A 25,063-nucleotide genomic window follows, 5' to 3' on the forward strand; every position below is an offset into this window, starting at 1 on the left:
TTGCCGCGGCTCTAATTTGCTCTCGAATTCCTTCACCAACTAAACTTTAATGTATGAAAAAGATCGCCCTCGTACTCGTTGTTATGATTGCTGCGTTTTACGCCAATGCCAAACCACCCGTTAGCGAAAAAGTTTTAAAAATATTCAGCAGTACTTTTCCCGGTGTGGAAAACCCGCGCTGGTATGAATACGAAAATTATTACGAAGCTTACTTTGATACCGGCGACGTAAAATGCCGTGCAAAGTTTGACACAAACGGAAAGCTTATCAGCACCATTCGTTATTACGGTGAGAAGATGGTTTCGCCTTATTTAAAAGCAAAGCTGGCGGCAAAATTTCCCGGCAAAACAATCTTTGGCGTTACGGAAGTGAATTCGGAAAATGAGTTGACCTACAATTTTGTTCTGGAAGACAGCAAAACCTGGACGCATGTTAAATCGGACGGCACCGGTCAAATGGAAGTCACCGAAAAATTTAAAAAAGCCGAACAATAAATCAGCAATTGAAAATGAACTTCAGCAGCCTTAATGGCTGCTTTTTTTATGAGGGATCTTTGCGGTTTGTGTTGAACGAAGGAAACTGTTTTTAATCCAGTCGCCGTTTTCAATATCCCAATCCGCAAGAATTATAATTGGCGAGCATTGTTTTTTTTGCCCTGCCGCAATTGGCTAATTTTTATTGTCCGAAAGCGATGCGGCACAGTAAAGACACGCCTGAATAAATTCTCACCTTTGCAAAACGGGTAGAATGACTTTGAAGGACGTTTCTTTTTTGACAACATGGAGATCTTTTCCAAGGATCAGGCGGCAGCGGTCGCGCAGGTTAGAAAGACCGATTTTGCTGCTTGGAATATTATAGCTCTTTGCGTTGATGTTGTTTTCTACGGAAAGCAGGTTGTCTTCAAAAGCCACGGCAATGACCAGCGGCTCTGCTTCGGTAAACTCGTTGTGCTTGATGGCGTTTTCAATCAGCAATTGAAGCGACACGGGAAGAACGAAAACGTTGTCGGTATCGGCCGGAATGTTGAACCGGATTTGCACTTCGTTTGAGTGGCGTATTTCCTGCAAATAAGCATAGTCTTTTGCAAAGCCAACTTCATCGGCCAACGCCACCAGGTTTTTGCTGCTGTTGAAAATGATGTAACGGTAAACGTTGGCGAGCTTGTTGGAGAACTGTTTGGCTTTCTCACTGTTTTCGTCAATTAAGAAGCCAAGCGTGTTGAAGGAATTAAAAATAAAATGTGGATCAATTTGTTGCTTTAGCACTTCCAGTTCTTTTACCTGTTGCTGTTTTACGGTTTGATTAATGCGTTTTTCCTGTTCTAGATTTTGACCGTATTGTTTTTGGTAGCGAATAAAAAAATGAAAGCTGGTTTCAATAAAGGTCAGCAGAAGACAATAGCGCGAAGTGATGAGCGCATCGAAAGGAAAAGGCATGAGAAAAGCGTAAAGAAAACCCAGCACGAGGGCGGTCAAAACAAAGCTTTGCAAATAAAGCAGAGCGGCTTTTCTGCCCGAAATGGCTTGCTGCATGCTTCCTGCAAAAGCCTGCACAAAAAAAAGGACGAAAAGCGCAATGAACAAAGCCAATACTTCGCGTGTGGTATAAAGACGTTCGTCGAAAAAAAGGACGCAGACCGAACCGATAAAGGTTCCCGCAATTAAAAAAAAGATATTCTCTTTTAACAGCGACGGAGCGGTGAGAAGAGGTTTGGCCATGCAAGCGGTTTGCGGGATTAAGATAGGTGATTAGTTGATTGGTTGAACCGTTGACCCGTTGATTAGCTGATTGGTTATTGATACTTTTCTAATCAACAGGTCAACTCCACGACTAATCAACCAATCCGCCCGCTTATAAAAAAAGCCCTCGCGGACACCTGAATTTTTACCAGATTTATAAGCGTGATGCATGAGAGACACAATACAATGAAAAAACGAAGAGTGCTTTTTTTTATCCTTCTTCTTTGCTTCACACAAGTTTTTTCGCAGCGCTACTCGTTTAAAAATTATACGACGCACGATGGGTTGGTGCAAACCGACATTACCGACATAAAGCAAGACAAAAAAGGAGCCATCTGGATTGGCACAAACGGCGGCATCTCTGTATTTGATGGGAAAAAGTTTACCAATTACGACGATCACGATCTTCTGCAAAGCCTCCGCATCAATGCGCTTTTGTGCGACAGCAACGGCACGATGTGGATTGCGACGGCAAACGGTTTGTTGCGCTATCAAAACAAGTTTGATGTTTTTTTTAAGCCGGTGAGAGGCCGCGACAATCCTGTAAGCTGCTTAAGTCTTAGCTCGCAAAACAGTTTGGTGTTTGTTTGCAACAAAACACTTTATACAATAAAAGACGGCCGTGTTGAAACGGTTGAGGTGAACAACAAAATCGAACACGAAACGACTCTTGCCGCTTTTGACCGGAACGATAATTTGTGGATCGTTACCGCCTCCATGAAGGTTTACAAAAAAACCGTAAATGGCTTAACGGCTATACGAACATTCTTTACCGAAAGCGAGTTGAAGGCTGGCCTTGGCTTTCTGAAGCTGCTCGGAAAGGAAGGGCCGGAGCCTTACTTCGTGACCAACTTCGGGACGTATTGCGTTCGCGGCGACAGCCTTTGTTATTTCGTTCAACAGTATCCGCAATACAGAAAAGCAGGTATTGGCCCTGCCGTTTACGTTCGGGAAGAAAGCGATACCACGCTGTGGGTGGGCGGCGTGATGGGACTGTCGAAACTGGCACCAACGTCAGTTAAACGTTACACAGCGAAGAACGGATTTTGCGACAATTCCGTTAGCTGCCTTTTTACCGACCGCGAAAAAAATCTCTGGATCGGCTGCACGTACAACGGCGTGTACCGCTTAAGCAATGAAGCGCTGTTTCAGATAAAGCCGGCCGACGAAACCTATGACCTGCGGCACGTTTCAGACCTTGCGCCCTTGTCGCCGAATAAAACTCTGATTGCCACCTGGGGCAAGGGCCTTTATTTATACGATCGCGATTCGGTTTCAAGAGTTTTGCTGCCGCCATCGGTACGTTATATTACCAGCCTTTCGGTTAACGGGAATTCAACCTACATCGGATGGTTTGGCAAGGGCTTGTGGAGACTTGACAACGCAACAGGCAAGGTCAGCCCGGTGTTAGATTTTGCAAAGGATGAAAGCGTTGGCACTATGTACAAAACATCGCGGGGATACGTTTTCCAGATGCTCGATTACAATTGCTACATGACGGATTTTGCTTTTGCGGTAAAAGCTTTTCGCAAATTGCCCGAGCAGAATTATGTATTCGTTGCCAACGACAAGATTTACGAAGCCTCCATGTTTGGCCGTGTTGATTTACTAGGCGAAGATTTGAAGCCGCTTGCAAAAAATCTCTTTCCCGAAATTTCTTCCCGCGTCACGCAGATAGCAGCTTATCGTAATTACTTTCTTGTCGGCACCTTTGGACAGGGTTTGTTTCTTTATGACGATACGGGAAAGTTGATAAGGAAGCTTGATAAAAAAAATGGTCTTTCTACCAACATCGTTACGGGCCTCACGGTTGATGGAAACCGTTTGTTCATTGGTTCAAACCTTGGTTTGATAGAGGCCAGCTTGCCGGACGTAAGCAACGTAAAAGTGTTTACGGAAAGCGAAGGCATGTTTACCTGGGAATGCCGCCAACAAGGATTGATGAAACTGCCCAACGGCTCCATCTTCGTGGCTACTGCCAACGGGCCTTATGTTTATTATCCTGATGACGATCTTTCTTCGCAATACGCTTCGGGTGTGTTAAGCATTGCGGGCATTGCCTTCGGCGAAAACGCAGCAAAGCCGGCTTCTTTTTCTTCGTTGAATTCAAACGTTGTGTTAAACAGAAATGTTGATTACAAAGACAACAACGTTGTTATCACCCTGAACGGCGTTTCGCAGCGAGACCCCGACAACATTCTCTACCACTACCAGCTTTCAGGATATGATTCCATGTGGGTTACCACGTCTAACCCCGTCATTACTGCCAACGATTTGACGCCGGGTGCTTACAAGTTAAAAGCTTATCTCAGCGTTGGCTCGTTTCAATCCAAACCTTTGTCTGTGGCCTTTTTCGTTGCAAAGCCGCTTAGCGGACAACTCTGGTTTCAGGTTTTGCTGGTGTTGATTCTTTCCGGTCTTTGCTGGATCTTGCTCACCATCGGCAACCGCATTTACCAGAAGTACATTCAAGCGAAAATGATCGGCAAACTTGAATCGGATGTGGCTATGAAGCAGGAAATGACGGCGCAATCCATTGCCTTTGCGCGGCAACAATACCGCGAGTTAAGCGAAGCCTTGCGCCAGCGTGCAAAAGAAGGACGACTTCAATACCTTACCCCGGTTTTCTTAAAAGACGTGAGCCAACGCATTGAGCTTTTGTGGAAAAAGGAAACTTTTACATTGGGTGAGTTTCATCAATACTTTGATGACTTGCTGAGCGATTACGATACCGGCGCCAAACTTTACCATAAACGAACAAGCGATGGACAGGAAATGCCGGTGCCCGCAGCCTTTCAACTGCTGGAAATTTTTTCGCTTTATCTCTTTATCGGTTTGTACGAAAGCGGAACGGCTGTTTTTAGTCTGGATTCGGAAAATAAAAGCAACGGACAGTTGCTCATGCGCCTGTACAACATGACCCACGAAACGGGAACGGCAAAGTCCTCATCGTATCATTTGCTAAAAGAAACCATCAGCCACCAGCGGCCCGGAAACCTAACGGTGGACGTGATCGAAAACCTTGAGTTTGGAAACATGCTCATTGCCGAACTTAACCTGCACAACGAAATTTAACATGACAGTTTTACTCGCCGAAGACGAACAAATTGCTGCCAAACATTTAACCAACCTGCTGGACGAAATTGGCTTTGCTTACGATGCGCTTGAACACGTTCGCAGCGTACAGGAACTGCGGCAATGGCTGGCCTTGAATCCTGAACCGGATTTAATGCTGCTCGACATTCAGTTGAAGGACGGCATTTCGCTGGACGTGTTTGACGACTTAAAAATTACCACACCGGTCATTTTCATTACGGCTTATGATGAATACGCCATCAAGGCTTTTAAAGCCAACAGTCTGAATTATCTTTTAAAGCCGCTGGATAAAGATGACTTGCGAAACGCCTTAAACAAGTATAAAGAAATTGTGAATTTTTACCATCACAGTCCGGTGCAAGCAAAGGGAGAAAAGAAGGAACGCATCGTTGTAAAAAAAGGCACGGCACGGCTGTCGGTTCCCATCAATTCCATTGCTTTTTTTTACGCAGAAATGAAGCTCGCCTTTGCCGTGGATTTTGAAGGCGCCCGTTACCTGCTCGATTACAACCTGAGCCAGATAGAGCAACAACTCGACAAGAAAACATTTTTTCGCGTGAGCCGGCAGATCATTGCCAACATCAATGCCATCAAAGAGTTTAAATCCGTTGAGTTTTCAAAAATTGAATTGTATCTCGTCAAGAACAATTATATCAAAGACGCCATTGTCATCAGCCAGTTTACCGCGCCGGATTTTAAAAAGTGGATTAACAATCTTTGAGAAGGTAGAATGTAGGAGATAGGAGCTAGGAGATAGAATTTATGAGGTAGAGTTTTACAAATTATTTGAAGCCTCTCCGTTTGTCAGCGTCTCTATATTCTATCTTCTAAATTCTATCTCCTAGCTCCTCCTTTCACTTAACATATTTTTTTGCCTGTTTCTTTTCAAACAATATACATTTGTGCCACATTTTTATTGCCGTGAACATCGCCTCACATACCAAGCATTTTATCTTTCATTCGTTTCATAGCACCGCTATGTTGCAGGTATGTTTTGACCTTTTTCGTTACCTCGCGCCGCGACGATTCTGACAGGACGAGCCATTGACCACGGCCCCTGTCAGTGAAGTCTTCCCCCGTTTATTCTTGGTACAGGATTGGTTACCCTCTTACTCTATCAATTCTTTTGCAACAGTGAACAATCAGAACATTGTTATTCGTGTAGCTACCCCGGCCGATGCGCTTTACGCAAAAACCATCACCGATGAAATGGAAGCTTCGGCCAAAGCCCGCGGCACCGGCATTGCCAAACGCACACCCGAGTACGTGGCGCAAAAAATGGACGAAGGCAAAGCCGTTATTGCGCTCACACCCGAAGGCGAATGGGTCGGCTTTTGCTACATCGAAACCTGGGAAGGCGAATACGTGGCCAATTCGGGACTCATTGTTGCGCCGGAGCACAGAAAGAGCGGCGTAGCCAAGGCCATCAAGCAACGCGTTTTTCAACTGAGCCGCGAGAAATATCCGGAAGCAAAAATTTTTGGCTTGACAACGGGTTTGGCCGTCATGAAAATCAACAGCGACTTGGGTTATGAGCCGGTTACCTACTCTGAGCTTACACAGGACGAAAAGTTCTGGGCCGGTTGTAAAAGCTGCGTCAACTACGATATCCTGATGAGCAAGGAGCGCAAGAATTGCCTTTGCACGGCCATGCTTTACGACCCGAAGGACCATTACGAGCCGCAGGAAACAAAGCAGCACTTCGAACAAAAAAGCCAGGTGTACGAACGCTTTTTAAAGCTCAAGCAATCAAAATTTTTGAAGCGCCTGAAAGGTTCGGAAAAAGGCAAAGGCGACGACCGCACCGGTAACCGTAAGCTAAAAATGTTGCTGTTCAATTTGCTTCACTGAGTTTTGCCGAGTGGCTTTCAAACATCATTTCTTTCAATCATTACACGATTTATACCAACATGACAGAAGCGTTACAAAACCAAACTGTGAATGCACGCATCGGCGAAGGCCGCAAAATTATTTTGGGTTTTAGCGGAGGCCTCGACACCTCTTTTTGCGTAAAATATTTGCACGACGACCTGGGCTTCGAGGTACACAGCATCATTGTGAACACGGGTGGCTTTACCAAAGAAGAACTGGAAGGCATCAAAGAACACGCTTATCGCCTTGGCGTTAAATCACACACCACGGTAGATGCGGTAAAAATTTATTACGAACGCATCATCAAATTCCTTGTCTTTGGAAATGTTCTGAAGAACAATACTTATCCGTTAAGCGTAAGCGCAGAGCGGTTGATCCAGGCACTGCACATTGCCGATCATGTGAAGGAACTGAATGCGGACGCAGTTGCTCACGGCAGCACCGGTGCCGGCAACGACCAGGTTCGTTTCGACATGGTTTTTCACAACGTCATTCCCGGCATTCCCATACTTACACCCATCCGCGACTTGCGTTTGAGCCGTGAGCAGGAGATCGAATACCTGAAGGAGAAAGGGGTAGAAATGAATTTTGAAAAAGCGGCGTACTCCATTAACAAAGGTTTGTGGGGGACTAGTGTGGGTGGAAGAGAAACGCTGAACAGTCGTGGCACCTTGCCGGAAGATGCCTGGCCAACACAAGTCACAAAAAGCGATACCGAAGAAGTAAAACTGCATTTCCAAAAAGGCGAACTGAAAGGTGTGAATGATAAAGAATTTCCGCATCCTGTAGAGGCCATTCAATACTTGCAGTCGCTTGCCGGACCGTACGGCATCGGAAGAGACATTCACGTGGGCGATACCATCATCGGCATCAAAGGCCGCGTGGGTTTTGAAGCCGCGGCGCCCATGATCATCATCAAAGCGCACCATGCCTTGGAGAAACACGTACTTACCAAATGGCAATTGGCATACAAAGACCAATTGTCACAATTTTACGGCACGTGGTTGCACGAAGGGCAGATTCTCGATCCGGTGATGCGCGACATTGAAGCCTTTTTCTCCAGCACGCAGCAACAAGTCACCGGCGATGTTTACGTGCAGTTGAATCCCTATCGTTTCAGCGTTAACGGCATTGAATCGCCCTATGATTTAATGAGCAAAAAATTTGGCAGCTACGGCGAAATGAACACTGGTTGGAGCGGCGAAGACGTGCGTGGCTTCAGCAAGATTTTCGGCAATCAAACGTCCATTTATTTTGGGGTAAAGGACGAAGTGGAAGGAAAGTCAATTTGATTTTGTAACCGGCAACAGAATGCTGCTGATCGCCTGTTGCGTCGCACACTTGTGCGTTCCGAACAGCACTCATCAAGTCAGTAAAAATGAATCAACAAAAAAATAAAATAGCGGTCGGCATCGTAGGCGGTGCGGGTTATACGGGTGGCGAACTGATTCGTTTGCTCATTCACCATCCGGGTGTATCCGTTCGTTTTATTCACAGCCGCAGCAACGCCGGCAATCCGGTTTCTGCTGTTCACCAGGATTTACTGGGCGAAACGGATTGGACGTTCACCAATCAATTGTCAAACGACGTTGACGTTCTGTTTCTCTGCGTTGGTCACGGTGAAGCCAAAAAATTTTTGGAAGCAAACAAGATTGACGAAAAGGTAAAGATCATTGACCTTTCGCAGGACTTTCGCTTAAATCCGCAATCGGCAATCGGCAATCGGCAATTCACATACGGCTTGCCGGAGATTAACAAAGAACAGATTCGCTCGGCGTCAAACATTGCCAATCCCGGTTGCTTTGCCACGGCCATTCAGTTGGGTTTGCTGCCGCTGGCAAAAGCCGGCATACTGGACGAAGTTTACACAACGGGCATTACCGGTTCAACCGGCGCGGGACAAGGGCTTTCTTCCACTTCGCATTTCAGTTGGCGGGCCAACAATATTCAAGCGTACAAAACACTAACGCATCAACACCTGAAAGAGATCGGGCAATCGTTAAAGCAACTGGGTGCCCAAACGCCCGAGATCAATTTTGTTCCCTGGCGGGGCGATTTTAGCCGCGGCATTTTCATCTCTTCCATGATTACCTGCGATTGGAAACCGGAGAAGTTGAATGAACTCTACGAAGAATTTTATGCCGACGCGCCGTTCACAACGCTGAGCAAGCAAGAGATCTTTTTAAAGCAGGTGGTGAATACAAACAAGTGTGTAATTCACCTGGAAAAAGTGGGCAGCAAACTGGTAGTGCACAGCGCCATTGACAATTTACTCAAAGGCGCATCGGGACAGGCCGTGCAGAACATGAACCTGTTGTTTGGCTTGGATGAATGTGCGGGGCTGCGGTTAAAAGCAACGGCCTTCTAATAAAGCGCAAGTAGAAACAGGAACTTTCAAATCAGAAATTCTTTTTCATGAAAGCAACCATCATCGGCGGCGGCAACATTGGAATGGCATTGGCCGAAGGCCTGCTTGAAGCAAAGGTTTGTAAGGCTGCCGACATCACCATTACTCGAAGAAGCGAATCGTCGCTTGACCGTTTGCGTGAGAAAGGCTTTGCCGTTAGCACCGACAACGCCGAAGCCATAAAAAACGCCGACGCAGTTTTCATTTGCGTATTGCCGCAACAACTTGATGTGGCCTTAACGCAATTGAAAGCATCCATCAATCTTCAAAAGCAATTGGTCGTATCGGTTGTTACCGGCGCACACACAGGCGTCTTTCGCGAAAAATTAGGAGCGGACTTGCGCATCGTTCGGGCTATGCCCAACACGGCGATGAAAGTTCGCGCCAGCATGACCTGTCTTTCGGCTGTGAACGCAACGGACAAAGACAAGGAGATGGTGCAAAATATTTTTGACACCATGGGCCAGTGCATCTGGATTGCGGAAGACATGATGAGCGCCGCAACGGCTTTGTGTGCTTGTGGTATCGCTTTCTTTTTGCGTACCGTTCGAGCGGCATCGCAGGGTGGCGTGGAGATTGGCTTTCACGCACACGATGCGTTGAAGATTGCGGCGCAGACGGCTTTTGGTGCGGCCAAACTTCTTATTGAAAACAAAACGCATCCAGAAGAAGAAATTGATAAAGTGACTTCACCCAAAGGCTGCACCATTGCGGGTTTGAACGAGATGGAACACCAGGGTTTAAGCTCCGCCTTTATCAAAGGCATAAAACTATCTTCTAACATCGCCGATAATCTTTACAAACAATCATGAAGCTTTTTGACGTTTATCCCATCAATAACATCAACATTGTAAGAGCCCAGGGCAGTACCGTGTGGGATGACAAGGGCAACGAATATCTTGACCTTTACGGCGGCCATGCGGTAATCTCCATTGGCCACACGCATCCGCATTGGGTGAAGCGAATAGAAGATCAACTGCACAAGATTGCCTTTTATTCTAACTCGGTCCAGATTCCGATTCAACAAGAGTTGGCGCAGAAACTTGGCTGGTTGAGTGGTAAAGATGATTACCAGCTTTTTCTTTGCAATAGCGGCGCCGAAGCCAACGAAAACGCACTGAAACTTGCTTCGTTCCATACGGGAAGAAAGAAGATCGTTGCGTTTAAAAAATCCTTTCACGGAAGAACATCGTTGGCCGTTGCCGCAACCGATAACCAAGCGATTGTTGCGCCGGTGAACGAAACCGGGAACGTGGTATTTCTGCCATTCAACGACGAAGATGCGTTGAAAAAATACATGCTTCAAAACGGCGATGAAGTGGCTGCAATAATTATCGAAAGCATTCAGGGCGTTGGCGGCATTAACATGGCAAACGAAAGTTTCTTGCAATTAATCAGAACCCTTTGCGATCAATACGGAGCGGTGTTTATTGCCGACGAAGTGCAATGCGGTTACGGACGCAGCGGCAAATTTTTTACCGCTGATTATGCCGGTGTGAACGCCGATATTTATTCGATGGCGAAAGGAATGGGTAACGGTTTTCCAATCGGCGGTATTTTGATTGCGCCGCACATTGCACCTAAGCACGGCATGTTGGGCACAACCTTCGGCGGCAATCACCTGGCTTGCGCTGCGGCGTTGGGTGTTTTGGAGGTGATTGAACAGGAAAACCTACTTGAACGAGCAGGTGAAAACGGCAATTATTTGATGACTGAATTATTGAAGATTGGCGACTTGCAAAACGTTCGCGGTAAAGGTTTGATGATTGGCTTCGATGTACCTGATGAATTAAAAGACCTGCGCAAAAATCTCTTGCAAAAGCATCGCATTTTTACCGGCGAAGCCAAGCCAAACGTGATTCGCTTGTTGCCGGCCCTGAACCTTTCAAAAGAAGCGATTGATAATTTTTTACAGGCGCTGAAAGAGGAGATAAACGCATTGAAATTTGCTAAAGAATCCTCCACTGTTGCACAGTAGAATGACAAAGCGCACAAGAGTGCGACGCAACGAAAGCCCAATAGTAGCATTGCGGTTTAGTCCAAAATTATAATTACAAAACGTTGAAGAATTTTCTTTCCGTTCACGATGTAGCCGACATTAATGCTTTGGTGAAAAAAGCATTGGCTTATAAAGCATCGCCGTTTAGTGAAAAGGCGTTGGGGCAAAACAAACGCATCGGCTGTTTGTTTTTGAACCCGAGCATGCGCACCCGCTTAAGTACGCAAATTGCGGCACAAAACCTCGGCATGGAAGCCATTGTTTTTAACATTGGATCGGAAGGCTGGGCTTTGGAATTTGAAGACGGCGCCATCATGAACGGAACAACGGTGGAGCATGTGAAAGATGCAGCGCCCATCATGGGAAACTATTTTGACATTCTTGCTATTCGCACCTTTCCTTCGTTGAAAGACCGCGAAGAAGATTACAGCGAAAAATACATTCGCCAATTTGTAAAATACGCCGGCATTCCTGTCGTGAGTTTGGAAAGTGCTACGCTGCATCCGTTGCAAAGCCTTACGGATGTTATTACGATTCAGGAAGCAATCGGCAATCAGCAATCGGCAATCGGAAACGCCAAGCCGAAAATTGTTCTTACCTGGGCTCCGCATGTAAAGCCTTTGCCGCAATGTGTGGCCAATAGTTTTGCGCAATGGATAAACGCCTGGGGCGAAGCGGATTTCTTGATAACACATCCCGAAGGTTACGACCTGGCGGAAGAATTTACACGCGGCGCAACAATTACGCATAACCAGGATGAAGCGTTGGAAAATGCTGATTTTATTTACGTGAAAAACTGGAGCTCGTACCAGCAATACGGGCAAATATTGAGTACCGATCAAAGCTGGATGCTAACGAGCGAAAAACTAAAGCTCACGAACAACGCGAAGGTGATGCACTGTTTGCCGGTGCGCCGCAACGTAGAGTTGAGCGATGAAATATTGGACGGTACTAACAGCATCATTACAAAAGAAGCGTCAAACAGGGTGTGGGCGGCGCAAGCGGTATTGAGCGAAATTCTACAAAGCATTTAGTTGACCGGCATGGAACAACTTTACGTTATAAAAATCGGCGGCAATATTGTTGATGATGAAACAAAGCTGGCTTTGTTTCTGAATGCTTTTGCAGCAATTGACGAAAAAAAAATCCTTGTGCACGGTGGCGGTAAACTGGCAACAAAGATGGCCGCACAACTGAATGTCCCGCAACAGATGGTTGAAGGCCGGCGCATTACCGATGCAGAAACACTGAAGATTGTGACAATGGTTTACGCAGGATTGATCAACAAAAACATCGTTGCGCAATTGCAAGCTGCCGACTGCGATGCGGTTGGCTTGAGCGGTGCTGATGGCAATGCAATTAAAGCACACAAGCGGGTTGTAAAAGAGTTGGATTACGGCTTTGCGGGTGATGTGGACGAAGTAAATGCCGGCTTTCTTCACGCACTGTTGCAACAAAATCTTTCGCCGGTCTTGGCGCCCATTACACATAATGGCAAAGGACAATTGCTCAACACCAATGCTGATACCATCGCACAAGAGACGGCCAAAGCACTCAGTAAATTTTACGACGTATCGCTCCTTTATTCTTTCGAAAAATCCGGCGTGTTGCTGGACGCTGAAGACGAAAACACAGTGATACCGGTCATAACAAAAGAAACGTACAAGGACCTCAAGGAAAAAAGCCTCGTGTTTGCCGGCATGATTCCAAAATTGGATAACGCGTTTGCCGCATTGGATAGCGGCGTAAGAAAAGTCATCATCGGAAAAGCAGACAATCTTCAACATTTATTGAACGGCGAAGCAGGAACAAGCATCATCAATGAACAGTGATTTAAATAGATTGCAGGAAGAAGCCATTGGCGTTCTTTCAGAATTGATAAAGCGGCCTTCGTTCAGCAGGGAAGAAGAGCAAACGGCAACTTATCTCGCCGCTTTTTTGTCTGGTAAAAACGTTGATGCAAAAAGAGTCGGTAATAATGTTTTGGCCCGTAACAAAAACTTTGACGAAGCCAGGCCAACGATTCTACTAAACTCTCATCACGATACGGTAAAGCCTAATTCTGCTTACACAAAAGACCCGTTCGTTCCACAAACAAAAGGCGGTAAGCTTTACGGTTTAGGGAGCAACGATGCCGGCGGTTGCCTGGTTTCCTTGCTGATGACTTTTCTGTATTTCTACGAAAGAGAAGATTTAAAATACAACCTTGTTTTTGCAGCAACGGCAGAAGAAGAAATTTCAGGTGCGGCCGGCATTCAACTGGCGCTTGAGCATTTGCCCAAAATTGATTTTGCTGTTGTTGGCGAACCTACGCTTTTACAAATGGCCGTTGCCGAACGCGGCCTGATGGTACTTGATTGCAAAGCCATTGGTAAAGCCGGTCATGCGGCAAGAGACGAAGGCGAGAATGCGCTTTACAAAGCCGTGAAGGATATTGAATGGTTTGCATCCTTTCGCTTTCCAAAGGTTTCGGATTTGCTTGGCCCGGTAAAAACATCAGTCACGGTAATTGAAACCCAAAACAAAGCTCACAACGTTGTGCCGGCCGAATGCAGCTTTGTGGTGGACGTTCGCGTGAACGAATTGTACACGATGCAGGAAGTGCTAAACATCATTCATGGAAACGTGCTAAGCGATGTAAAACCGCGCAGCACAAGGTTAAAGTCATCGCTTATTTCACTCGATCATCCCTTGGTGAAAGCGGGATTAGCGCTTGGCAAAACCTATTACGGATCACCCACTACTTCCGACAAAGCACTGATACCTTTTCCTGCTTTGAAGATTGGTCCCGGCGATTCGGCAAGAAGTCATTCTGCGGATGAATTTATTTACGTTGATGAAATAAAAGAAGGCGTTGATTTTTATATTAACCTGCTGCAACAACTGCTGGTTTAATTCCTGAAATTCGTGTCTGCAATTCGTGTTTTAAAATTTATGTTTAAATCGTCCCGGTAATCCATTTTTAATCCCGACAATCTGTGGTTAATGAAGCTCTGGCAAAAAGAAAATACCTCTACTTCTCAATTGATTGAAACCTTTACTGTAGGCCGCGACAAAGAATTTGATTTGCTGCTGGCGCCGTACGACGTGCAAGGCTCTATCGCCCACGTAACCATGCTTGGTGAAGTTGGTTTAATGGAAAAAGACGAAGCGGAAAAAGCCGTGGAAGCGCTTCAACAAATTGCGGCCGAAATTGAAGAAGGCGGCTTTAAAATTGACGAAAACGTTGAAGATGTTCATTCGCAGGTTGAGTTGCTTTTAACGCAACGCGTTGGTGATATTGGCAAAAAAATTCACAGTGGCCGCAGTCGAAACGACCAGGTGGCCGTTGATATAAAATTGTATTTGCGTGCGGAAGTGAAGGCTGTAAAAGATGAAGTAGCGGAACTGTTTGACCTGTTGCTGCAGCAAAGCGAAAAGTACAAGAACGTTCTTTTGCCAGGCTACACGCATTTGCAGATCGCTATGCCTTCGTCTTTTGGTTTGTGGTTTGGCGCTTATGCCGAAAGCTTTGTGGATGATTTAGAAATGCTGGCCGCCGCTTATCGCATCACCAATAAAAATCCTTTGGGCAGTGGAGCCGGTTACGGTTCGTCCTTTCCCTTGAACAGAAGACGAACGACGGAGTTATTAAACTTTGCTTCGCTTAACCACAATTCGGTTTATGCGCAAATGACGCGTGGCAAAACAGAGAAAGCAGTGGCAATGGGCCTGAGCTGTATTGCCGCAACGTTGAGCAAACTGGCCATGGATTGCTGTTTGTACATGAACCAAAACTTCGGCTTCATCACTTTTCCGTCCGAACTCACAACGGGAAGCAGCATCATGCCGCACAAAAAAAATCCAGATGTATTTGAGCTGATCCGCGCCAAATGCAACCGCATTCAGTCAACGCCTAATGAGCTAACGCTTCTGTTAAACAACCTTCCTTCGGGCTATCACCGCGACTTGCAGTTGACAAAAGAAATTCTCTTTCCGGCCATCGAAGAATTGAAAGCTTGTTTGCAATTGTGCCGTCTTATGCTCACGAATATTCAAGTGAAAGAAAGCATTCTTCTTGATCAGAAATACAAATACCTCTTCACCGTAGAAGCCGTAAATGATTTGGTGAACCGCGGCATTCCGTTTCGCGAGGCGTACAAGCAAATTGGCGATGATGTGGAAGGCGGAAACTTTGCCTTTGATGTCACAAAACCACTGGCGCATACCCATGAAGGCAGCATCAGCAATTTATGCAACAAAGAAATTAGCGAGGAAATGCAAAAGGTGTTGGCACAGTTTGATTAATTCTTTCTGTCAACCCAATTATTGCAAACCACATACAGCAGGCTCGTCTTTCAGGATGCATCTTTGTTTGAGACGGCAAGGTTAATTCTTCTTAATGTTTTTTGTAGCTCAACGTTTGCCCGGCATTTGTACTACCTTTAAAGCAGGCTAACCGATTGTCTTCTCCGACATCGGTTTTTTTATCCTTAATACCGCGTATATGAAATCACAAGCAAACCAAGCCAAGCGCATTGCCTTAGTGGCGCACGATAAAAAGAAAAGAGACCTTGTGGATTGGGCCTATTACAATCGGGAACTTTTGTCGAAACATCAGTTGGTAGCCACGGGAACAACGGGCACCTTGCTGGAAGAACGACTGGACGTGCCGGTGAAAAAATTGCTAAGCGGCCCTCTCGGTGGCGACCAGCAACTCGGCGCCATGATTGCCGAAGGCAAAATAGACGTGATTGTTTTCTTTTGGGACCCACTGGAAAGCCATGCGCACGACAGCGACGTGAAAGCATTGATACGGTTGGCTGTTGCATGGAACATCATCATCGCCTGCAATCGTACCACGGCTGATTTTATTTTAACCTCGCCGCTTCTTGAGAGCAATTACAACATCATGGAGCCGGATTTCTCTATGTATGAAAATCGGATGCTTAAACAATAAGCATAAAAAGTCCCGCATAGAAATGCGGGACGGTCTAACGATTGCTTGCTATATGAATAAAAAATTTTGGCTTGTCTAAACAATTTTATTAGGTGCGTCAAATAAAATTGATGAGTCAAAAATAGAGATGCGGGCCAAGCTTACAAGGTGAAAAACTTCTTTCGATTACTACGTGTAACTTTATATTTATCGATGAAAGGCTTGCCCAGACTGCGTTTGCGTAAGCGGTCGTTACGAAGCCCAACGAATTTCAGCCCTGTAAACCACAGCTTTTCTTTAACAATTGGATCTTTATCTGCAAGGGTTTGCCCTTAGTTTTTTCTCAACAAAAATTTTCTCTGCTTCTTCGCCGCTGGGCCTTTGCGCTTATTAGCCGGTATTTTTCTTCCATTCATCTATAATCTGCTCGCAGTGATAGCATCATTTATAATGAACACGTCTTTCTTTCGTTATTACGTTATCCATCAAAGAAGAAAGAAGGATTATGAAGAAACTTTTGTTCGCCTTGCCCTTGCTCATGATTTTTGTTTGGGCCTGCAAAAAAGATAGTGTTGGAAACAGCAGTTTCACCAGCGATTGTTCCGGCGCAGCCAAATCGTATGCTTCGGATGTAGCGCCCCTCATCCAGACGTATTGCAATTCGGGCTCGGGTTGCCATGCGGCAGGCGGCAGGGAAATACCTTTGGCGACGTACAGCCAGGTTTACGGAGACCGTTCGGCCATACGTGCCTCCGTTATCAACGGAAGCATGCCGCAGAATAGCAGTCTTACAAACGCTCAAAAAAATGCGATTGTGTGTTGGATTGACAACGGCGCATCAAACAACTAATGCCTTGCCCACTGTAAAAGCCGCCGGACAAGTTTTTGTCCGGCTTTTTATGTTGGCGTCATTTGAACAATGGCGATCTGCATAAAAAACACTTTTGTTTTGGTCCATGCTTTTTGGTAAACAACCGAGGGTAAAAGGTGAATGCAAAAGGCTTTGGCGTACTTTGTCTGCATGAACCGAAACCGAAAAATGGTGGTCTTTCACATTCTTGGATGGGCTTTGTTCTGTGCTTTGGTAGTGGCCTTTGTTAGAGGCTTTGGACAAAGCTTTTCTTCTTTTGGTGTGTTGTTCTTTTTGATGTTTGTGCTGGTGTACGCAGCTTTGTTTTATACCAATGCCTTACTGCTGCTACCACGGTTTTATTTCCGTAAAAATTATCTTGCTTATTTCGGTGCAATCTTCTTATTGTTGGTCGCCGTGTATTTTTCCCGGCCTTTTGAAAACCTTGTTTTACACCGCGGAGAAGGAATGCGAAAGGAGGAATTGCGTTTCCGAAAGCCGCCACCCGATTTTGATCTGGAGTCATCGCCGGAAGAAGAGCGGGGTAAGCAGCCGCTTCGTCTTGATATTGTTAGCGTGGTTCTTTTTGTGGCCGTGTTGTCGGTAAGCTCAGTGCAGCAAATTGTGCGGCAGTGGCAAACGTCCGAACGGCGGGCGGCACAGGCAGAAGCGGACAAGGTTACGGCCGAACTGCTGTTTTTGAAAGCGCAGATCAACCCGCATTTTTTATTCAATACACTCAACAATATTTATTCGCTGGCCATCACCAAAAGCGAACACACACCAGACGCAGTGCTGAAGCTTTCGTCCATTCTTCGTTATTTAACCGACGACGTGCGCCACGATTTTGTGCCCTTGCCAAGCGAGGTGAATTGCGTTCGCAATTATATTGAATTACAAAAGCTCCGCATCAACAGGAAGGTGACGTTGGAATTTGCGGTAGAAGGCAATATTGAAGACAAAAAAATAGCCCCGCTGCTCTTTATGACCTTTATTGAAAACGCATTCAAGTACGGCATCAGCAGCCACGAAGCCTGCACCATTAGTATTCATATCAGAGCCGACGAAAGGAGCATCCACCTTTTCTGCAAGAACCGAATTTTTGACCGCGAAGAAGAAGAGACAATGAGAGAAGGCGTGGGCATCAGCAACGCAAAAAAACGGTTGGCATATTTGTATCCCGAAAAATATTTATTGAACATCGATACGCAAAAAGAGCATTTCACCGTTGATTTGATGATAATAACGTGAGACGTGAAATGTGAAACCGTAGAGACTTTTAATCCGACGTTTGCTTCTGTCTCACATCTCACGTCTCACGTTTCACATTGACACACTTGCCCATGCAGATAAAATCAGTCATCATAGACGACGAACCCCTGGCGCTGGAAGTACTCAGGCAGTACATTGAAAAGTTTCCTTCCCTCCAATTGCTACAAAGTTTTGACGATGCCGTTGCCGGCAGGAGTTATTTGAAAACCAACGCGGTTGATCTTCTTTTCATTGACATCAACATGCCCGACGTGAAAGGGACGGAGCTGGTGCGCAGCCTTGAGAACAGACCAATGGTGATTTTTACAACCGCCTACAAGAATTATGCGCTGGAAGGATTTGAGCTGGATGCGATTGATTATTTGGTAAAGCCCATTGCCTTTGAACGCTTCAGCAAGGCCGTACAAAAGGCAACGGAGTTTTATGGCTTGCGCCAATCGGTAAAGCCCGAAAACGACAACCTGTTTGTGCGGGCCGAATACCAGTTGGTAAAAATTCCCTTCAGCGACATTGACTACATTGAAAGCGTAGAAGATTATTTGAAAATACACATTGCAAACAGCCGGCCTGTAATGACGTTAATGACCATGAAAGCTGTGCTGGAAAAGCTTCCGGCTTCGCAGTTTGCCCGCATTCACCGCAGCTACATCGTACAGTTGTCGAAAATAAAATCGGTCGTTAACCGCAAAGTAAATCTTGGCAATGTTGAATTGCCGGTAAGCTCCAGCTACGTTGAGTTCATTAAAGAATGGACGAAACAATAAAAGCTCACAGCCAATTTTTCGTTCGTCCATAAAAATATTCCATTCGCCGATAAGTCTGCTTTTCTCCCAACCATCACACACGTTTGTGCATCTGTTTTCACGTTTATACATCTACTTGAACACAGAAAATTTTCTTCGCTATCGCTGACACCTCTACCCAATTTTTAACACCAATTGTATGAAGATGAAAACTCCATTTAAAAGAGCATTCCTTGCTATTGCTTCAGCGACCCTTTTGTTCACGGCTTGTAAAAAAAGCGACTTAACACAAACGGGCAGTTCCTCCACGTCAAACACGATTGCCGTTGCAGCTTCGTTAACTTCTTCAACCGCATCCACCAGCTCCACCACGCAGGACAGCGTTTATTTAGTGCAGCCTTGTGGCCGCGGCGGACGAAGAGACTCCGTTGCGCAATCAAGCCTGCCTTCTGCCGTTGGCTCTTATCTTTCGGCTAACTATTCGGGCTACACGTTTAGCAAGGCCTTCGCCGTTAAAGACGCTTCTGGCAACACAACCGGCTACGTTGTTGTGATCTACTACAACAACACTCCCGTGGGTCTTCAGTTTGACAGCGCTGGCGCTTTTGTGAAGGTGCTTGAGCAAAGAGAAAAGGGTGATTTGGACGGCGCGGGATGGCATCACGGCGGCCGGTTTGAACACCGCGACGGCCAGCAAAGAGACAGCATTGCGTTGAGCGCATTGCCTTCTTCTATCACGGCTTATTTTGCAGCCAATTATGCAACCGATACGTTGGTAAAAGCCTTCCGCGACCGCGACAGCAGCATTGTTGTATTGTCGAAAAATAACGGCGCTTTTGCGACGGTGTTTACCGCAAGCGGCTCGTTTGTAAAACGCATTCAACTGCACGATAGTACGGGATCGGCCCAGGCAATTGATCTTTCTGCGCTGCCTTCCACTGCGGCAAATTATTTGTCTACGACTTATCCCAACTATGTCTTTGAAAAAGCGTTTTCTGTTTCGCAAAACGGAGCGCTGAAAGGTTACGTTGTGTTTATTGACGCCAACAACACGAAGTACGCCGTGGAGTTTGACGCGACGGGCAACTTCCTGCACGCAAAAACTATTCACTAAGAAGAAACAATCCCGGCCGTTAACAGGCCGGTCGGGATTGTTTTAAATGTACGTTTCGGCGAAAAGCAAAGCGTCTTGTCCGCTCGACAATTTATTACCGTAAGCAGAAGTCGTTTAGAAAGAAAAAGCAAGTTGCGGCTGTTGCACAAACGCATCGAAATTGTTTTGAAGCAACGCACTTAAAGCAGCGAGTTTATATACTTCTGTTTCCCGGCTTCTTGATGTGACAATAGTTTTTACCTTACCTGCATTTGCTGCAAACAAGTCTTCAACCAGCTTTGGGCAGTTGTTGTTGTACGAGAGGTGCGAAAGGAAAAGATGCGACAAAGACGGCGAACGGTGTTGCAGAAACAAATCCAGTGCCTGCCGGTTGGAAATGTGGCCGTAGCCGTTACGGATGCGGTTCTTTAGGTAAAAGGGATAACGGCCTTTGTCCAGCATTTGCTCGTCGTAATTGCTTTCCAAAAACACGGCGTGGCATTGTTGAAAATGGTACACCACGTTCTCGCAAGCCTTGCCAATATCGGTTATCACGCCAACGATTGTGTTGTTGCAAGAAACCGTAAAGCTAAAGGGATCAGCAGCGTCGTGCAGCTTTGAAAAGGGATGCACGGTAAGGTCGCCAATCACAACGTCTTCGCTTGCGGTAAAATGATGAAGCAAGCTTTTTTCAAACCAAAGCCGGCTTCCTTTTAGTGTTCCTTCGCTGATGAAAACCGGGAGCTTGTATTTTTTTGCCAGAACGGGAAGGCCTGAAATATGGTCGGTATGCTCGTGCGAAACAAAAACGGCTTTCACTTTTTGCAGCGACAGGCCGGCTCGCTTCATCCGCAGCTCAATTTCTTTACACGAAATGCCCGCGTCCACAAGAACGGCTTCGTTTTCGTTGCCCACATAATAACAATTTCCGTTGCTGCCCGACGCAATGGAACAGACTTCTACCGCCATGCGGCAAAGAAATTTCTTTTTTGCCAAAGGGAAAAACGGATGCAAAGGTTTTGGGCCGTTTTTAAGTTTTGCGCAGGGTTTTGGGCAAAGCCGCCAAGCAAAGCCGCAAAAGAGTTTTTATGTAACCGGCATTTGTAATTTTATTCAGCGTCTGTTGTGTCGCACACTTCAGGGTTCAGGGCATTATTCAGCAATGTTTACTCAGCGATAGCGGCGGGACCACGACGCTGCGTTGTTTAACTGTAGCGTCGCTGTATGAACCTTGCTTCGATTGCGGTTATAAATACAGGTAATAATCTTTTAAGAGCGCAGTAAACGCAGGCGTGTATTTGTCGTTTTCATCTTTAACGGACGTTGTCGCTTCAACTTGCCCGACTTCTTTTTTACCGCCCCTTATCATCAGCCGAAACGGCTGATGGTTGGGTGTTTGTTTTACCAGAATTCGTTGGCATTGATAAAGGTTTTCCTGCTTCAACAAGCTATCAATTTCTTTCGCTCTTTTTGCCGGCAGCAACAGAAAAAATGTTCCTTCTTCTGTCAAATGACTTTTGATGAAGGAGAAGAGCTGCGGAAGCTTCAATCCTTCGTCGTGGTGCGCAAGATTTTTGGTTTTGCGGCCTGATTTCAATTCACTTTCGTAGAAAGGCGGATTGGAAACAATGCAGTCGTATTGTTTGGCCGTTTGCCAGGTTAAAACATCTTGCGTGATCACGTTGATTTGGTTGCTCCACGCCGAAGCGGCCACATTTTGCTTTGCCTGTACCGCCGCGTTGCTGTCAATTTCAATCGCATCAATGTTAATGTTGTTTTTCTGTGCAATCATCAAGGAAAGCAAGCCACTGCCCGCGCCAATGTCTAAGCAGTTTTTCAATTCCAATTGTGCGCTTGCAATTCTGGCTGAAGCCCAGGCGCCAAACAAGCAACCATCGGTCGTCACTTTCATAGCGCACCGGTCGTGATGCACGGTAAATTGTTTGAATTGAAAATACGTGTTCGGCACAGCGGATTTGAATTTCTGATTCTTAATTCTTAATTCTTAATTCTTAATTCATCTTCATTCCCAACTTGCCCTTGCTGATGCGCTAACAGAAAGCGGTGTGGAATCGCCGTGTAAAAATTTATAGTAAGCCGTTATCGCAATCATGGCAGCGTTGTCGGTGCAGTATTCGAACGGCGGTATAAAGCTCTTCCAATTGTTTTGTTCACACATTTCGGCAAAGGCCTTGCGCAAGCTGCTGTTGGCCGAAACGCCACCGGCAATGCACAACTGCGTGATGCCCGTTTGCAGCGCAGCTTTTTTTAATTTTTTCAGCAGGATGGTAATGATGCGTTCCTGGATGGAAGCGCACAAATCGGCTAAGTTTTCGGCAACGAAATTTTCGTTGTTCTTCACTTCTTTTTGCAAAAAATAAAGGATGGATGTTTTCAGTCCGCTGAAGCTAAAATCCAATCCGGGAATTTGGGGTTCGGCAAACGTAAAACGTGACGGATTGCCATCTTTGGCGTATTTGTCAATCAGCGGTCCGCCGGGATAGGGGAGGCCTAAAAGCTTTGCCGATTTATCAAAGGCTTCACCGGCTGCATCGTCAAGCGTTTCGCCGATGACTTTTAAATCGAAAGAACTGTTGGCAACGACGATCTGCGTGTGGCCGCCGCTTACCGTTAAACACAAAAAGGGAAAAGAAGGTTTCTCGTCGGGAATCAAATTGGCCAATACATGTGCCTGCATGTGGTGCACGGCAATCAGCGGTTTGGCCCGTGCAAAGGCGAGTGATTTTGCAAACTGGCTGCCCACGAGCAGAGACCCAATTAATCCCGGTGATTGCGTAAATGCAAAGGCATCTATGTTATCAATAGAAATGCCGGCTTGTTTTAAAGCCACGTCCACAACGGGCACGATGTTTTGCATGTGCGCACGGCTGGCCAGTTCGGGCACCACGCCGCCGTATTGCTCGTGCACTTTTTGGTTAGCGATATAGTTGGACAAAATTTTTCCATCGCAGCAAACGGATGCGGATGTTTCGTCGCAGGAAGATTCGATGGCGAGTATTGTAGTTGACAAGTTGATTAGTTGATTGGTGAACAGGACGCAATTTACTTATCAACCTCTAATTGCTACTGCCGGATGGAGCTTTGCAGCCTGCGCGGCAGGAATAATGCCGGCGGCAATACCGGCGGCGATGCAAATAAAAATAGCAACGGCAATGATGCCGGGCGAAAGAAAAATAGGAAAGCTAAAAGCAGCCGTTGCTATTTTGGTAAGCGCATAAACAAGAGCGAGGCCAATGAATCCGCCAACGATGCACAGGAAGGCCGACTCCAACAAAAATTCGGTTAGAATCATTCTTCGTTTTGCACCCAGCGCTTTTTTTAACCCAATTTGCGAACGCCGTTCGGCTACGGTAACGAACATGATGTTGGCCACACCGAATATTCCCACGATAAACGACAGGCCGCCAATGATCCATCCGCCAAGGTTAATGCTTACAAAAGCCTTGCTCATTACCTCGGTAAAATCATTTACGTCGTTCAACGAAAAATTGTCTTCTTCCTGCGGGCTTAATCTTCGCACGGCCCGCATCGTTCCTTTCAACTCGTCCTTCAATTCTTTGCTGTTGATGCCTTCTTTTCCCTGCACCATAATCAAGGGGTCAGCCTTGGTTTCGTCCATAATGGTGCGTGCCGATTTGTAAGGCATCAGCACGCATTCATCGAAGCCCCAACCGCCGATGAGTTGAGATCCTCTTTTTTTCATCACACCGATCACGATTAAATTTTGTCCGCGAACAGTGATCGTTTTTTGCGAGGCAAAAGCCGCATCGCTAAACAAGCGTTCGGCAAGCGTGTGGCCCAGCACAGCGACGTTTGTGCCGCGGTAAAATTCCGCTTCCGAAAGGGCCCGGCCGTACTGAATTTCTATGGGCTGAATGGTGGTAAAGTCTTCGCTGACGCCGTAAATACGAATTCGTTCGGCCACGTTGCCGTTGCCTTCAACATTGGCAGGCGTCGTAATTTTAAACGCAACGTATTGCGCCGTGGACGTACGGGATTTTATTTCGGCCAACTCATCATAACGAGGCGATGGCCGTTTTACATATTTCCAAAACGGATAATCGGGACCGCCGCCGTATTCCCATTTGTCTACGTAAATGGTGTTTGTTCCAAGCGAACGGATTTCTGATTGGAGGTTCTTTTCAAGGCTGCCTACGGTGGCCAAAACACCGATGATGCAAAAGATGCCGATGGTGATGCCAAAGAGCGAAAGAAAAGTGCGCAGCTTTGCCTTCCACAATTCAAGCAGGGCGATTTTAAAGCTGCTTCCGATGATGGCGAAGAGACGCATGAGAGCAAAAATAACGAGTGGCCACTCGCCAGTAACTATCAAGCACGATTACATGCGATAGAAAGCTTCTTTGAATTGGAGAAGTTTTCGTTGAAGACAGTTGTTAATGACTACTGGCTACTCGCCGCTTGCTACTTGCTTTTTCCCTAATTTCGGTGCAATCCCGAATTTTATTGAAAGACATTTTCTAACGATTTCTGAACACCGAATTATGGCAAAAATTTTATTGATTGACGACGATCCCGACGTGCGCACGGTTTTGCGGGCAACCCTTCAGCGGCAGGGCTACGAAGTGGAAACGGCTTCGGGGAGAGACGAGGCTTTCGCCAAACTTCAACAGGCAAAGCCGGCCTTGATAATGATGGATGTGCTTTTGTCGGGTGCAGATGGCCGTGAACTTTGCCGCGAAATAAAAGCGGCTGAACGTACCAAAAACATTCCCGTTATCATGTTTTCCGGCCATCCCGGCGCCGCGTTGAAATTTGAAACCTATGGCGCCAATGATTTCATTTCGAAGCCTTTCAACACCGAAGATTTGTTGGCGAAACTTAGCCGGCAGATGGGAACGGTGAAGTAAGGTTGAGGTTAAGAAATGCGGCAGGTATTTTAACCAATTGTCCTCCGTGCTGACAGCGTAAAAAAAGTCCTCTGTTTCAAACAGAGGACTTTTGTTTTTGGGTTTCACGGGTTAACATTCATCCGGTCTTTTGCCGTCGTTCCTTTGCTGATCTGAACTATTCCTGCCTTTATGCTTTGGATTGT

23 protein-coding genes are annotated in these 25,063 nt (G+C 46.1%); 18 read left to right on the forward strand and 5 right to left on the reverse strand.

The window, feature by feature from the left end:
- Nucleotides 1–53: 53 nt before the first annotated feature.
- A complete protein-coding gene (locus FSB75_RS01355; RefSeq protein ID WP_146781677.1) occupies nucleotides 54–494 on the forward strand; it encodes a hypothetical protein in 441 nt (146 codons plus the stop codon).
- 231 nt (nucleotides 495–725) lie between these two features.
- Here the strand turns inward: FSB75_RS01355 and FSB75_RS01360 are convergent, their stop codons facing one another.
- Complete coding sequence (locus FSB75_RS01360; RefSeq protein ID WP_146781678.1) at nucleotides 726–1,718, reverse strand: sensor histidine kinase; 993 nt, start codon at nucleotides 1,716–1,718, stop codon at nucleotides 726–728.
- Nucleotides 1,719–1,925: 207 nt separating this feature from the next.
- Here FSB75_RS01360 and FSB75_RS01365 point away from each other — a divergent pair, with 207 nt between their 5' ends.
- From FSB75_RS01365 to FSB75_RS01440, 16 genes are all read left to right on the forward strand, one after another.
- The gene (locus tag FSB75_RS01365; protein WP_172623031.1) at nucleotides 1,926–4,814 is read left to right on the forward strand and encodes a ligand-binding sensor domain-containing protein; all 2,889 of its coding nucleotides are present in this window, start codon (nucleotides 1,926–1,928) and stop codon (nucleotides 4,812–4,814) included.
- A 1-nt stretch (nucleotide 4,815) separates the two neighbouring features.
- Entirely contained in the window at nucleotides 4,816–5,556 is a 741-nt protein-coding gene (locus FSB75_RS01370) for a LytR/AlgR family response regulator transcription factor (protein ID WP_146781680.1), read from the forward strand.
- A gap of 413 nt (nucleotides 5,557–5,969) precedes the next feature.
- Complete coding sequence (locus tag FSB75_RS01375) at nucleotides 5,970–6,686, forward strand: GNAT family N-acetyltransferase (protein ID WP_146781681.1); 717 nt, start codon at nucleotides 5,970–5,972, stop codon at nucleotides 6,684–6,686.
- A gap of 86 nt (nucleotides 6,687–6,772) precedes the next feature.
- Entirely contained in the window at nucleotides 6,773–7,999 is a 1,227-nt protein-coding gene (locus tag FSB75_RS01380; RefSeq protein WP_227990739.1) for an argininosuccinate synthase, read from the forward strand.
- An 86-nt stretch (nucleotides 8,000–8,085) separates the two neighbouring features.
- Entirely contained in the window at nucleotides 8,086–9,075 is a 990-nt protein-coding gene (argC, locus tag FSB75_RS01385; RefSeq protein WP_146781683.1) for an N-acetyl-gamma-glutamyl-phosphate reductase, read from the forward strand.
- A gap of 47 nt (nucleotides 9,076–9,122) precedes the next feature.
- Entirely contained in the window at nucleotides 9,123–9,926 is an 804-nt protein-coding gene (gene proC / locus FSB75_RS01390; RefSeq protein ID WP_146781684.1) for a pyrroline-5-carboxylate reductase, read from the forward strand.
- Entirely contained in the window at nucleotides 9,923–11,092 is a 1,170-nt protein-coding gene (locus tag FSB75_RS01395; RefSeq protein ID WP_146781685.1) for an aspartate aminotransferase family protein, read from the forward strand. The genes proC and FSB75_RS01395 overlap by 4 nt, the downstream gene beginning before the upstream one ends.
- Nucleotides 11,093–11,175: 83 nt before the next feature.
- Nucleotides 11,176–12,147 carry an N-acetylornithine carbamoyltransferase gene (locus FSB75_RS01400; RefSeq protein WP_146781686.1) on the forward strand — a complete coding sequence of 324 codons (972 nt, stop codon included), beginning with the start codon at nucleotides 11,176–11,178 and terminating at the stop codon, nucleotides 12,145–12,147.
- Between the two features lie 9 nt (nucleotides 12,148–12,156).
- Entirely contained in the window at nucleotides 12,157–12,945 is a 789-nt protein-coding gene (gene argB / locus FSB75_RS01405; protein WP_146781687.1) for an acetylglutamate kinase, read from the forward strand.
- Entirely contained in the window at nucleotides 12,935–14,008 is a 1,074-nt protein-coding gene (locus FSB75_RS01410) for a M20 family metallo-hydrolase (RefSeq protein ID WP_146781688.1), read from the forward strand. Before argB ends, FSB75_RS01410 begins: the two co-directional genes overlap by 11 nt.
- Before the next feature lie 90 nt (nucleotides 14,009–14,098).
- Entirely contained in the window at nucleotides 14,099–15,400 is a 1,302-nt protein-coding gene (argH, locus tag FSB75_RS01415) for an argininosuccinate lyase (RefSeq protein WP_146781689.1), read from the forward strand.
- Between the two features lie 199 nt (nucleotides 15,401–15,599).
- On the forward strand, nucleotides 15,600–16,052 hold the full coding sequence (locus FSB75_RS01420; RefSeq protein WP_146781690.1) for a methylglyoxal synthase: 453 nt from the start codon (nucleotides 15,600–15,602) through the stop codon (nucleotides 16,050–16,052).
- Between the two features lie 484 nt (nucleotides 16,053–16,536).
- Nucleotides 16,537–16,881, forward strand: coding sequence for a hypothetical protein (locus FSB75_RS01425; protein ID WP_146781691.1), 345 nt, complete (start codon nucleotides 16,537–16,539; stop codon nucleotides 16,879–16,881).
- A gap of 171 nt (nucleotides 16,882–17,052) precedes the next feature.
- A complete protein-coding gene (locus FSB75_RS01430; RefSeq protein WP_172623032.1) occupies nucleotides 17,053–18,132 on the forward strand; it encodes a sensor histidine kinase in 1,080 nt (359 codons plus the stop codon).
- 92 nt (nucleotides 18,133–18,224) lie between these two features.
- Nucleotides 18,225–18,917, forward strand: a complete 693-nt coding sequence (locus tag FSB75_RS01435) for a LytR/AlgR family response regulator transcription factor (RefSeq protein WP_146781695.1) — start codon at nucleotides 18,225–18,227, stop codon at nucleotides 18,915–18,917.
- A 184-nt stretch (nucleotides 18,918–19,101) separates the two neighbouring features.
- Nucleotides 19,102–20,010 carry a PepSY-like domain-containing protein gene (locus FSB75_RS01440; protein ID WP_172623033.1) on the forward strand — a complete coding sequence of 303 codons (909 nt, stop codon included), beginning with the start codon at nucleotides 19,102–19,104 and terminating at the stop codon, nucleotides 20,008–20,010.
- A 114-nt stretch (nucleotides 20,011–20,124) separates the two neighbouring features.
- Here the strand turns inward: FSB75_RS01440 and FSB75_RS01445 are convergent, their stop codons facing one another.
- From FSB75_RS01445 to FSB75_RS01460, 4 genes are all read right to left on the reverse strand, one after another.
- Nucleotides 20,125–20,958, reverse strand: a complete 834-nt coding sequence (locus FSB75_RS01445; RefSeq protein WP_146781699.1) for an MBL fold metallo-hydrolase — start codon at nucleotides 20,956–20,958, stop codon at nucleotides 20,125–20,127.
- Between the two features lie 277 nt (nucleotides 20,959–21,235).
- Nucleotides 21,236–21,901, reverse strand: a complete 666-nt coding sequence (locus tag FSB75_RS01450) for a tRNA1(Val) (adenine(37)-N6)-methyltransferase (RefSeq protein ID WP_227990740.1) — start codon at nucleotides 21,899–21,901, stop codon at nucleotides 21,236–21,238.
- 111 nt (nucleotides 21,902–22,012) lie between these two features.
- Nucleotides 22,013–23,020 carry a tRNA (adenosine(37)-N6)-threonylcarbamoyltransferase complex transferase subunit TsaD gene (gene tsaD, locus FSB75_RS01455; protein WP_146781703.1) on the reverse strand — a complete coding sequence of 336 codons (1,008 nt, stop codon included), beginning with the start codon at nucleotides 23,018–23,020 and terminating at the stop codon, nucleotides 22,013–22,015.
- A 39-nt stretch (nucleotides 23,021–23,059) separates the two neighbouring features.
- Nucleotides 23,060–24,301 carry an ABC transporter permease gene (locus FSB75_RS01460; protein ID WP_146781705.1) on the reverse strand — a complete coding sequence of 414 codons (1,242 nt, stop codon included), beginning with the start codon at nucleotides 24,299–24,301 and terminating at the stop codon, nucleotides 23,060–23,062.
- Nucleotides 24,302–24,512: 211 nt separating this feature from the next.
- Here FSB75_RS01460 and FSB75_RS01465 point away from each other — a divergent pair, with 211 nt between their 5' ends.
- Complete coding sequence (locus FSB75_RS01465) at nucleotides 24,513–24,878, forward strand: response regulator (RefSeq protein WP_172623034.1); 366 nt, start codon at nucleotides 24,513–24,515, stop codon at nucleotides 24,876–24,878.
- Nucleotides 24,879–25,063: the final 185 nt, after the last annotated feature.

The organism is Flavisolibacter ginsenosidimutans, assembly GCF_007970805.1.
In the GTDB taxonomy this organism is placed as follows: domain Bacteria; phylum Bacteroidota; class Bacteroidia; order Chitinophagales; family Chitinophagaceae; genus Flavisolibacter; species Flavisolibacter ginsenosidimutans.

Excerpts from the sequence above, each read along its gene's own strand:
- FSB75_RS01355 (WP_146781677.1), top strand. The coding sequence starts at position 54 with ATGAAAAAGATCGCCCTCGTACTCGTTGTTATGATTGCTGCGTTTTAC.
- FSB75_RS01360 (WP_146781678.1), bottom strand. The coding sequence starts at position 1,718 with ATGGCCAAACCTCTTCTCACCGCTCCGTCGCTGTTAAAAGAGAATATC.
- FSB75_RS01365 (WP_172623031.1), top strand. The coding sequence starts at position 1,926 with ATGAAAAAACGAAGAGTGCTTTTTTTTATCCTTCTTCTTTGCTTCACA.
- FSB75_RS01370 (WP_146781680.1), top strand. The coding sequence starts at position 4,816 with ATGACAGTTTTACTCGCCGAAGACGAACAAATTGCTGCCAAACATTTA.
- argC (WP_146781683.1), top strand. The coding sequence starts at position 8,086 with ATGAATCAACAAAAAAATAAAATAGCGGTCGGCATCGTAGGCGGTGCG.
- proC (WP_146781684.1), top strand. The coding sequence starts at position 9,123 with ATGAAAGCAACCATCATCGGCGGCGGCAACATTGGAATGGCATTGGCC.
- FSB75_RS01395 (WP_146781685.1), top strand. The coding sequence starts at position 9,923 with ATGAAGCTTTTTGACGTTTATCCCATCAATAACATCAACATTGTAAGA.
- argB (WP_146781687.1), top strand. The coding sequence starts at position 12,157 with ATGGAACAACTTTACGTTATAAAAATCGGCGGCAATATTGTTGATGAT.
- FSB75_RS01410 (WP_146781688.1), top strand. The coding sequence starts at position 12,935 with ATGAACAGTGATTTAAATAGATTGCAGGAAGAAGCCATTGGCGTTCTT.
- argH (WP_146781689.1), top strand. The coding sequence starts at position 14,099 with ATGAAGCTCTGGCAAAAAGAAAATACCTCTACTTCTCAATTGATTGAA.
- FSB75_RS01420 (WP_146781690.1), top strand. The coding sequence starts at position 15,600 with ATGAAATCACAAGCAAACCAAGCCAAGCGCATTGCCTTAGTGGCGCAC.
- FSB75_RS01425 (WP_146781691.1), top strand. The coding sequence starts at position 16,537 with ATGAAGAAACTTTTGTTCGCCTTGCCCTTGCTCATGATTTTTGTTTGG.
- FSB75_RS01430 (WP_172623032.1), top strand. The coding sequence starts at position 17,053 with ATGAACCGAAACCGAAAAATGGTGGTCTTTCACATTCTTGGATGGGCT.
- FSB75_RS01435 (WP_146781695.1), top strand. The coding sequence starts at position 18,225 with ATGCAGATAAAATCAGTCATCATAGACGACGAACCCCTGGCGCTGGAA.
- FSB75_RS01440 (WP_172623033.1), top strand. The coding sequence starts at position 19,102 with ATGAAAACTCCATTTAAAAGAGCATTCCTTGCTATTGCTTCAGCGACC.
- FSB75_RS01445 (WP_146781699.1), bottom strand. The coding sequence starts at position 20,958 with ATGGCGGTAGAAGTCTGTTCCATTGCGTCGGGCAGCAACGGAAATTGT.
- FSB75_RS01450 (WP_227990740.1), bottom strand. The coding sequence starts at position 21,901 with ATGAAAGTGACGACCGATGGTTGCTTGTTTGGCGCCTGGGCTTCAGCC.
- FSB75_RS01460 (WP_146781705.1), bottom strand. The coding sequence starts at position 24,301 with ATGCGTCTCTTCGCCATCATCGGAAGCAGCTTTAAAATCGCCCTGCTT.
- FSB75_RS01465 (WP_172623034.1), top strand. The coding sequence starts at position 24,513 with ATGGCAAAAATTTTATTGATTGACGACGATCCCGACGTGCGCACGGTT.